General features: G+C 69.3%; 7 protein-coding genes. 5 read left to right on the top strand and 2 right to left on the bottom strand.

The window, feature by feature from the left end:
- The coding region (locus DC432_RS10115) for a hypothetical protein (RefSeq protein ID WP_133177916.1) at window positions 1–804 on the bottom strand (804 nt) is incomplete at its 3' end.
- Window positions 805–1,193: 389 nt separating this feature from the next.
- On the opposite strand from DC432_RS10115, the gene DC432_RS10110 reads away from it, so the two are divergent.
- The gene (locus tag DC432_RS10110; RefSeq protein WP_116537788.1) at window positions 1,194–2,936 is read left to right on the top strand and encodes an ABC transporter substrate-binding protein; all 1,743 of its coding nucleotides are present in this window, start codon (window positions 1,194–1,196) and stop codon (window positions 2,934–2,936) included.
- Between the two features lie 15 nt (window positions 2,937–2,951).
- Here the strand turns inward: DC432_RS10110 and DC432_RS10105 are convergent, their stop codons facing one another.
- Window positions 2,952–3,797 (bottom strand): CPBP family intramembrane glutamic endopeptidase, encoded by an 846-nt coding sequence (locus tag DC432_RS10105; protein WP_243393093.1) that lies wholly within the window; start codon window positions 3,795–3,797, stop codon window positions 2,952–2,954.
- Between the two features lie 163 nt (window positions 3,798–3,960).
- Here DC432_RS10105 and DC432_RS10100 point away from each other — a divergent pair, with 163 nt between their 5' ends.
- The 4 genes from DC432_RS10100 (at window position 3,961) to DC432_RS10085 (ending at window position 9,271) form a co-directional block, all read left to right on the top strand.
- Window positions 3,961–5,580 (top strand): peptide ABC transporter substrate-binding protein, encoded by a 1,620-nt coding sequence (locus DC432_RS10100; RefSeq protein WP_207770796.1) that lies wholly within the window; start codon window positions 3,961–3,963, stop codon window positions 5,578–5,580.
- A 163-nt stretch (window positions 5,581–5,743) separates the two neighbouring features.
- Window positions 5,744–6,673, top strand: coding sequence for an ABC transporter permease (locus tag DC432_RS10095; RefSeq protein WP_116537787.1), 930 nt, complete (start codon window positions 5,744–5,746; stop codon window positions 6,671–6,673).
- Window positions 6,663–7,610 (top strand): ABC transporter permease, encoded by a 948-nt coding sequence (locus DC432_RS10090; protein ID WP_108317469.1) that lies wholly within the window; start codon window positions 6,663–6,665, stop codon window positions 7,608–7,610. The genes DC432_RS10095 and DC432_RS10090 overlap by 11 nt, the downstream gene beginning before the upstream one ends.
- Window positions 7,607–9,271, top strand: coding sequence for a dipeptide ABC transporter ATP-binding protein (locus DC432_RS10085; protein ID WP_116537786.1), 1,665 nt, complete (start codon window positions 7,607–7,609; stop codon window positions 9,269–9,271). Before DC432_RS10090 ends, DC432_RS10085 begins: the two co-directional genes overlap by 4 nt.
- Window positions 9,272–9,274: the final 3 nt, after the last annotated feature.

The following is a 9,274-nucleotide window of genomic DNA, read 5'->3' as shown; positions in this document are numbered from 1 at the left end:
CAGTCGTCGGTCGCGGTCCTCGCGTTTCTTGATCGCGACGCGCGGGTCTCCGAACCGGCCGTCGTACTTCAGTAGGCCGTCCGCCTCGCCCGCGATACGCAGTTGGGGCCACCACAAGTCCACGCGGTCTCCGTCCCCGGCCTCTGCGCCGAACCAGACCTGCAGCTCCGGTTCGGCGAAGCCCGCCCATTCAGCGACCGCACGGCTCAGTGATTCGAGCGGCGATTCCGCGGCCGGATCCGCGCGATGAAGAGCCCAGCGCGCCCGCCGTCGACCGCGCGCGGACGCGCGTTCCTCGTTCAGCGTCACGAGAGTGAGAGCGGTGCAGCGTTCATCGACGCGTGCAGCCGCGTCGGCGACGGCCAGGGCGATCGCGGGATGCCGAGTCCTGGCCACGTCGATGCACGTATCGGCGATGGAGGTCAGACGGATGCCGTCGACCTCCTCGATCACGCGGTCCGGGTGGGCGCTGGTGTGCACGCGCACCCCGCCCACCGTCCGGGCCGTCGCGCTCGCCGATCCGAGCACATGGATGTCGTGCGCCGCCCCGACCACGGTCAGTCCGTGCAGCGCCGCCGCGGACTCGAGGCAGAGCACGTCGCCGGGGGCGTTCAACAGATGCGCCCGGACGCGCGCGAGGTACTGCTGCCACGGCGGGAGCGTCTGCCACGCGTCGCGCGGCGCGTAGACCCCGCGCATCACCTGGATGATGTCGCCGCGGCGCACGCTCCGCGTGGAGTGCGTCACCGCGGCGGCGGGCATCAGCGGAAGGGGCGTGTCGACTGTTCGGCGGAGCACCGTCATCGTTCGACTCTGCCGTCCGCGATCGCCCGGGTTCGACGGCATCCGTCGATCTGTGGACGGCTCGTTCTCGCGACCGTCGGTGGAGGAGCCGCGACATCGGCGCCGAAACTGCGCCCGGCCGACGATTCGGTTGAAGGATGTCGCCGAGTTGTCAGCCGCGTGCAGTTTCGCGGTCCGAGGCGGGCGCGACCGGCGCCCCGTCGGGGCCCGGTGCGGGCGTGGCGCGGCGACCCCGGCGCGCCGGCCCGGCCGGCCCGCCGGCCTCGCCGCGGCCGCCGACCTCGCCGCGACCGGCGACCCGCCCGCCAACCCCGCCGCGGCGCGGGGCGCCGGCCCGGGGCCCGGCCGGCCCCGGGGATCGCTCAGGGGGCGTTGGGTAAAGTGCCCCTGTGCACCACGGGCTGAACGACGTTCCTCGACCGACTCGACGACGCCGCGGTGCGGGCCGTCTGATCGCGCTGCTCGCCGCGGCCGGTGTCGTGCTGGCCGGCTGCTCGGCCGCCGAACCGGCACCCGCCCCCGAGAAGGAGCAGCGCACGAGCCTCACGCTCGGCGTCGTCGGCGAGCTCACCAGCTTCAACGCCGCGACCGCGACGGGCGCGACGGCGGCCAACCGCGCCGTGTCGGCGTTGCTCGACGAACGGCTGGGGTCGATCGACGGCTCGCTCCAGGTCGTCCCCAACGACGGTCTCGGCCGCATCACCCGCGTGCAGGGCGACCCGCTCAAGGTCAGCTACGAGCTGTTCACCGATCGCGTCTGGTCCGACGGCACGGCCGTCACCCTCGACGACCTCGTGTTCGGCTGGGCCGTGAGCTCCCACTTCTTCGACGACGCCACCTACGACGTCAACGGACAGGTCGTCTCGGGCACGCGCTACTTCGACACCGCGATGCCGGCCGACCCGAACGCGCGCACGGCGCGTCCGATCGTCGACCGCGCCGACGACACCCTGACCCTCACCTACGACCAGCCGTTCGCGGACTGGAACCGCCAGTGGCTGCTCGATCGGCCCGTGCACGTCGTCGCGCAGCGCGCGGGCGTCAGCGTCGAAGAGTTGATCACGGCGATCCTGACCGCGCCGGAAGGCGACCCCCGCGCCCCCGCCGAGCCGAACCCCGTGCTCGCGGCCGCGGCCGCGGTGTGGAACACGGGCTTCGACGTCGCTCCCGGAACCACCCCCGATCCGGCGAGCGTGGTGTCGGCGGGGCCGTGGTCGGTGGCCGAGGTCACCGCCGACAGCCTGCGGCTGACGCGCCGCGACAGCTATCAGGGGGCGCACTTCCCGGGCCTCGAGGGCCTGACGGTGCGCTTCTTCGCCGACCGGGCCGCGCAGCTCGCCGCGCTCGAGGCCGGTGAGGTCGACGTGGCCAACGTGGGCGACCTCGACGTCGCCGAGCGCAAGACCCTGACCGACGCGGGCTACCAGGTGCAGGTGGGCCCGACCACCCAGACGCTCCACCTCAGGTTCGCGGATGCCACGGCATCCGACCTCCGTCAGGCGATGACGCTCGCGACCGACCGGTCGTCGCTGGTGCAGGACGTCCTGGGCGCGATGCGCCCCGACGCCCAGCCGCTGCAGTCCTTCCTCTCGTCGACGGCGGCCGGGCAGCTGTACGCCGACCTGATCGCCGGCAACGGCGCGCCGGGCACGGGCGCCGACGTCGACGGGGCGCGCAACGCGCTCGGCGATCGAGCCGCCGTGCTGCGACTGTCGTACGACACGACCGACGAGGTGTCGGCGCAGGTGTTCTCGCGACTGGTGTCGATGGGCGCTCGCGCGGGTATCGCGGTCCGGGCGGCGACCCCGGGCGACACGGTCGACGCGACACTGTCGTGGGTCGGCGAGGACGAGAGCCTGTACCGCTCCGCGCGCGACCGCCTGGCCGAGGGGATCGACGGTCCGAACACCGACGAGCTCTTCGACGACCTGACGGTGCACACCGACCCCGTGGACGTCCTCGCCGAGGCGAAGGAGATCGACCGTTCGCTGTTCTCGGTCTACGCCGGCATCCCTCTGCTCGAGCGCACCGGCGCCGTCGTCGCCGCCGCGGGCGTCGGGGGAGTGGCCTACACGTCCGAACCCGACGGGGTGCCGCCGGCGTTCTGGACCTGGTCGCCCCCGCAGTCCTGAGCGGCGCGGGTCGGATCAGGACCCTGATGCCGGGGGTGCGAAGATCGCGGGCCACCAGGCGGCGGCGAGCGGGTACCCGACGAACGCCACGATGTCGATGATCGTGTGCGCCACGACGAGCGGCATGACGCGACCCCACCGCTTGTAGCACCAGCCGAACACGAGCCCCATCACGACGTTCCCGAGCGCCGACGGCCACCCCTGGTAGAGGTGGTAGCTGCCGCGCAGCAGGGCGGTCGACACGATGATGCCGCTCCACGACCAGCCCAGGCGGCGCAACCGGTCGAACAGGTAGCCGAGGAAGATCACCTCTTCGGTGAGGCCGGCCCGCAGCGCCGCGAGGATCAGCAGGGCGATCACCCACCACGACGAGTCGAGCGGGGCCGGGACGACGGTGATGCTCTGACCGATCGCGCGTCCGATCGCGTAGACGCCGATGCCCGGTGCGCCGATCAGGACCACGAGCACGACACCCCGCATGACGTCGGAGCCGAAGCGCCGGAAGTCCAGGCCGATCCGTCGCAGGGCGTTGTTCGCGGGCTCCCACAGCAGGTAGACCGCCAGGGCGACGAGGGCCAGAGAGAAGAAGATGTCGAGGAACTGGTAGATCGCGTCCCACAGCGGCTCCGCGCTGCGCGAGGGGTTCAGCTGCGTCTGCTGCTGCGAGATCGGCGCGCGGGTCGCCGCGCGGATGAACGACACCACCGAATAGATCGCGGACTGGCCGACGCTGACCAGCAGGACGAGCGCGATCTCCCACCCCAGGCGGGCGCGGCGATACCGGTCGGAGGGGGCGATCGTCGGAGGGTATGACCAGTCCGCGCGGGTGGCCGAGCGGGTCTGCTTGTCAGAATGCTCCATTCGAGCCCCTTCGAGTAAATGCTGTGTAACGTTTTTCAGAGAAGTTTGGGGCACCTGGGTAAACGTGCCTAGTGTGTTCTCATCCTGCCCGAACGGATTCCGCTCACCTCGTGCTGCGCGAAAACCTCGTGAGGGCGATGATCATCCCTTCCCTGGAGGAACTGTGAAGCGCAACAAGATTGCCCTGTCCAGTCTCGCCCTGCTGGGAGCTGTCGGGCTCATGCTCGCCGGCTGCTCGGGTGGAGACAACGGCGGCAGCGGCTCGGCCTCGGGCGGCGACGCCTCGGCCATCATCCGGACCAACGGTTCGGAGCCGCAGAACCCGCTGATCCCGACCAACACCAACGAGGTCGGCGGCGGCAAGATCCTCGACTCGATCTTCGCGGGTCTGGTCTACTACGACGCCGACGGCGCCCCCGTGAACGACATGGCCGAGTCCATCGTCACCAACGACGCGCAGAACCTCACCGTGACCCTCAAGCAGGGCCAGAAGTTCACCGACGGCACCGAGGTCAAGGCCGACAACTTCATCAAGGCCTGGAACTACGGCGCGCAGCTGTCGAACAACCAGCTGAACAGCTACTTCTTCGAGGACATCGTCGGCTTCAGCTACGACGCCGACTCGGAGCTCACCGGTCTGAAGAAGGTCGACGACTACACCTTCACGATCGAGCTCTCCAAGCCCGCCGCCGACTTCGCGCTGCGCCTAGGCTACTCGGCGTTCTTCCCGCTGCCCGACTCGGCGTTCGAGGACATGGCCGCCTTCGGTGAGAACCCGGTCGGAAACGGTCCGTACAAGCTCGCCAGCGACGGCGCATGGCAGCACAACGTGCAGATCGACCTCGTCAAGAACGACGACTACCAGGGTGGCCGCACGGTCGCGAACGGCGGCCTGACGGTCGTCTTCTACGCCTCCCAGGATGCCGCGTACGCCGACCTCCTCGGCGGCAACGTCGACGTGATCGACGCCATCCCGTCCGCCTCGCAGGCCACCTTCGAGTCCGACCTGGGCGACCGCGCGGTCAACCAGCCGGCCGCGGTGTTCCAGTCCTTCACCATCCCGGACCGCCTCGCGCACTTCGGTGGCGAAGAGGGCAAGCTGCGTCGTCAGGCGCTGTCGATGGCCATCAACCGCGACGAGATCACCAAGACGATCTTCCAGGGCACCCGTACCCCGGCCAGCGACTTCACGTCGCCGGTCATCGACGGCTGGTCCGACTCGCTCACCGGCGCCGACGTGCTGAAGTACGACGAGGCCAAGGCGAAGGAGCTGTGGGCCCAGGCCGACGCCATCTCGCCCTGGAGCGGCACCTTCCAGATCGCGTACAACGCCGACGGCGGACACCAGACCTGGGTCGACGCGGTGACCAACTCGATCAAGAACACCCTCGGCATCGAGGCGTCGGGCGCTCCCTACCCGACGTTCAAGGAAGCGCGTTCGGCCATCACCGACCGCAGCATCCAGACCGCCTTCCGCACCGGTTGGCAGGCCGACTACCCCGGTCTGTACAACTTCCTCGGACCGCTCTACGCGACCGACGCCTCGTCGAACGACGGTGACTACTCGAACGCCGAGTTCGACGGCCTGCTCGCGGCCGGCATCGCCGAGACCGAGGTCGACGCGCAGAACGCCGACTTCCAGAAGGCTCAGGAGATCCTGCTCCAGGACCTGCCGGCCATCCCGCTCTGGTACTCCAACGTCACCGGCGGATACGCCGACGGCGTGAACAACGTCCAGTTCGGCTGGAACTCGGTTCCGCTCTACTACGAGATCACGAAGTAACCCTTCCGATCTCTGGCCGCGAGGCGGTGACGGAAACGTCACCGCCTCGTGGTCTGCCAGCCAGGCCTCATCACGTCGTGTGATAAAACGGCACGGGTCCTTTCGGGCCCTGCCCCCCACGAAACGTCCGATGAGGCGTTTCCCACGTTCGAAAAGAGAGCGGATGCTCGGCTACATCCTCAGACGTCTGCTGCAGGTGCTCCCCGTGTTCTTCGGGGCCACGCTGCTGATCTACTTCATGGTCTTCGCCATGCCCGGAGACCCCATCCTGGGTCTCTTCGGCGACAAGACCCCCGCTCCGCAGGTCGTCGAAGCCCTGCGGGCGCAGTACCACCTGGACCAGCCCTTCATCGTCCAGTACTTCCTCTACCTCGGCGGCATCTTCCAGGGCGACCTGGGCACGACCTTCTCGGGTCAGTCCGTCAACGAGGTGCTCGCGCGCACGCTCCCCGTCACCGCGCGCCTGGCCGTGATGGCCCTCGCGATCGAGTTCGTCCTCGCCATCGTCATCGGCACCATCTCGGCGATCCGCAAGGGCAAGCTGTTCGACAACGTCGCGCTCGTCGTGGCGCTGCTGTTCGTCGCGCTGCCCATCTTCGTGGCGTGCTTCCTCGCGCAGTACTTCCTCGCCGTCCAACTGGGGTGGTTCCGGCCGACCGTGGGCGCCCAGAACAACTGGGGCGATCTGCTCCTGCCGGCCATCGTGCTCGGCTTCAGCCTCTTCGCCACGAGCATGCGCCTCATGCGCGGGTCGGTCATCGACACGCTCAACCAGGACTGGGTCCGCACGGCCTACTCGAAGGGCCTCTCGCGCCGTCGCGTCATCCCCGTGCACGTGCTCCGCAACTCGCTCATCCCGGTCATCACCAACTCCGCCACCAACTTCGGTGTGCTGCTGGTCGGTGCCACCGTGACCGAGGGCATCTTCAACATCCCCGGCGTCGGCAACACCCTGTACCAGGCCACCATCCGCGGCGAGGGCCCCACGGTCGTCTCGTTCGTGACCGTCTTCGTCATCATCTACGTGCTGGTCAACCTCGTCGTCGACCTTCTGTACGGCCTCCTGGACCCGAGGATCCGCTATGTCAAGTAGTCACTTCCCGGCGCCGCACTACGTCGCCCCCATCAAGACCGAGACCATCTCGGTCGACGCTGTCCGCGTCGCCGCCCGCAAGAGCAACCTCTGGCTCGACGCGTGGCGCGACCTGCGTCGTCGACCGACCTTCTGGATCGCGCTGGCCGTCATGGCGGTCGTCATCCTCATGGCCGCGTTCCCGACCCTGTTCACGCAGGTCCCCCCGAACAACGACTGCCAGCTGTCCAACAGCAACGGCGGTCCCACCGCGGGCCACATCCTCGGATTCACCTTCCAGGGCTGCGACACCTTCTCGCGCATCGTGTGGGGAGCCCGCACCTCGCTGTCGGTCGGCCTGCTGGCCACGGCCATCGGCACGATCATCGGCCTCATCATGGGCTCGCTGTCGGGCTTCTACGGCGGATGGCTCGACGCGGTGATCTCGCGCGTCGGCGACATCTTCTTCTCGATCCCCTACATCCTCGCGGCGATCGTCGTGATGAGCGTGTTCTCGCAGTACCGCAACGTCCTCACCCTGGCCGTCGCGATCGGCGGGTTCGCGTGGGCGTCCACGGCCCGCGTCGTGCGCGCCGAGGTGCTGCGCGTGCGCCAGGCCGACTACGTCGCCGCCTCGCAGGCGTTGGGCCAGTCGCGCTTCAAGACGCTGCTGACCCACGTCATCCCGAACGCCATCGCGCCCCTGCTCGTGGTCACCACGATCAGCCTCGCGGCCGCCATCGTCGCCGAGGCGACGCTGTCGTTCCTCGGTGTCGGCCTGGGTGGCGACACCATGTCGTGGGGTAACGACATCAGCCAGGCGCAGCAGTCGCTGCGCGTCGCGCCGGCAGCGCTGATCTGGCCGTCGCTGGCGCTGACCGTGACCGTGCTGGCGTTCATCATGCTGGGCGAACTCATCCGAGACGCCATCGACCCGAGAGCGAGGGCCCGCCGATGAGCGACGCCACCATGACGCCTCTGCTGTCCGTGCGCGACCTCAAGGTCGCCTTCGAGGGCCAGGGCGGCTCCCGCCAGGTCCTGCACGGTGTGAGCCTCGACGTCTACCCGGGCCAGACCGTGGCCATCGTGGGCGAGTCGGGTTCGGGCAAGTCGACGACCGCGTCGGCGGTGATCGGCCTGCTCCCCGGCACCGGGCACGTGACCGGGGGCAGCATCACCCTCGACGGTCGCGAGCTGACCGACCTCACGCCGACGCAGTTCGAGTCGGTGCGCGGCAAGGACATCGGCTACGTCCCCCAGGACCCCATGTCCAACCTCAACCCGGTGTGGAGCATCGGCTTCCAGGTCAAGGAGGCGATCCGTGCGAACGGCATCGCCACCGGACGCAAAGAGGTCGAGAAGCGCGCCATCGAGGTGCTCAAGCAGGCCGGACTCTCGGATGCCGAGCGCCGCCTCCACCAGTACCCGCACCAGTTCTCGGGCGGTATGCGCCAGCGCGCGCTCATCGGCATCGGCCTCGCCGCCGATCCGAAGCTGCTCATCGCCGACGAGCCGACCTCGGCCCTCGACGTGACGGTGCAGCGCGTGATCCTGGACCACATGGCATCCCTCACCCGGGAGCGGGGCACCTCGGTGCTGCTCATCACGCACGACCTGGGCCTGGCCGCCGAGCGCGCCGACACCATCGTGGTGATGAACCAGGGCGAGATCGTGGAGTCGGGGCCCAGCCGCGAGATCCTCGAGAACCCGCAGCACCCGTACACCCAGCGCCTCGTCGCGGCGGCTCCGTCCATCGCCTCGAAGCGCATCCAGGCGAAAGTCGAGGACCGCGGCATCCTGCGCGAGTCCGACATCGACGCACCGGCCACCGTCAAGGTGACCGACCTGGTCAAGGAGTACAAGATCCGCCAGGGCGGGTTCCGCAGCGAGCAGTTCCGCGCTGTGGACGGGGTGTCGTTCGAGATCCCGCGCGGCAAGACCCTCGCCCTCGTCGGCGAGTCGGGCTCGGGCAAGTCGACGATCGCCAAGATGGTGCTCAAGCTCGAGGAGCCCACCTCGGGCTCGATCGAGGTCGACGGCGTGAACACCGGCAAGCTCAGCGCGAAGGACACCTTCAACCTGCGCCGGCGCATGCAGCCGGTGTTCCAGGACCCGTACGGCTCGCTCGATCCGCTGCGCAGCATCGGCAACCTGATCGCCGAGCCGCTGAACATCCACAAGGTGGGCGACAACGCCTCGCGGCGCGCCCGCGTCGAGGAGCTGCTCGACCAGGTGGCGCTGCCGCAGGAGCTGGCATCCCGCTATCCGAACGAGCTGTCCGGCGGTCAGCGCCAGCGTGTCGCGATCGCGCGCGCGCTCGCGCTCAAGCCCGACATCCTCGTGCTCGACGAGGCCGTCTCGGCCCTCGACGTGCTCGTGCAGGCGCAGATCCTGCAGCTGCTCGCGGAGCTGCAGTCCGAGCTCGGTCTGACGTACCTGTTCATCACGCACGACCTCGCCGTCGTCCGCGTCGCCGCCGACCTGGTCTGCGTCATGGAGCGCGGCAAGCTCGTCGAGCAGGGAACCGTCGACGAGATCTTCGCGCAGCCGTCGCAGGAGTACACCCGTCGCCTGCTCGACGCCATTCCCGGCGCCTCGCTGCAGCTGGGCGGCGCGTGACGC

The sequence above is a fragment of the Microbacterium testaceum genome, assembly GCF_003075375.1.
GTDB lineage: Bacteria > Actinomycetota > Actinomycetes > Actinomycetales > Microbacteriaceae > Microbacterium > Microbacterium testaceum_E.
The sequence above is the reverse complement of the archived record's forward strand: the minus strand, read 5'-3'. Positions and strand labels throughout refer to the sequence as shown.

Excerpts from the sequence above, each read along its gene's own strand:
- DC432_RS10105 (WP_243393093.1), bottom strand. The coding sequence starts at position 3,797 with ATGGAGCATTCTGACAAGCAGACCCGCTCGGCCACCCGCGCGGACTGG.
- DC432_RS10095 (WP_116537787.1), top strand. The coding sequence starts at position 5,744 with ATGCTCGGCTACATCCTCAGACGTCTGCTGCAGGTGCTCCCCGTGTTC.
- DC432_RS10090 (WP_108317469.1), top strand. The coding sequence starts at position 6,663 with ATGTCAAGTAGTCACTTCCCGGCGCCGCACTACGTCGCCCCCATCAAG.
- DC432_RS10085 (WP_116537786.1), top strand. The coding sequence starts at position 7,607 with ATGAGCGACGCCACCATGACGCCTCTGCTGTCCGTGCGCGACCTCAAG.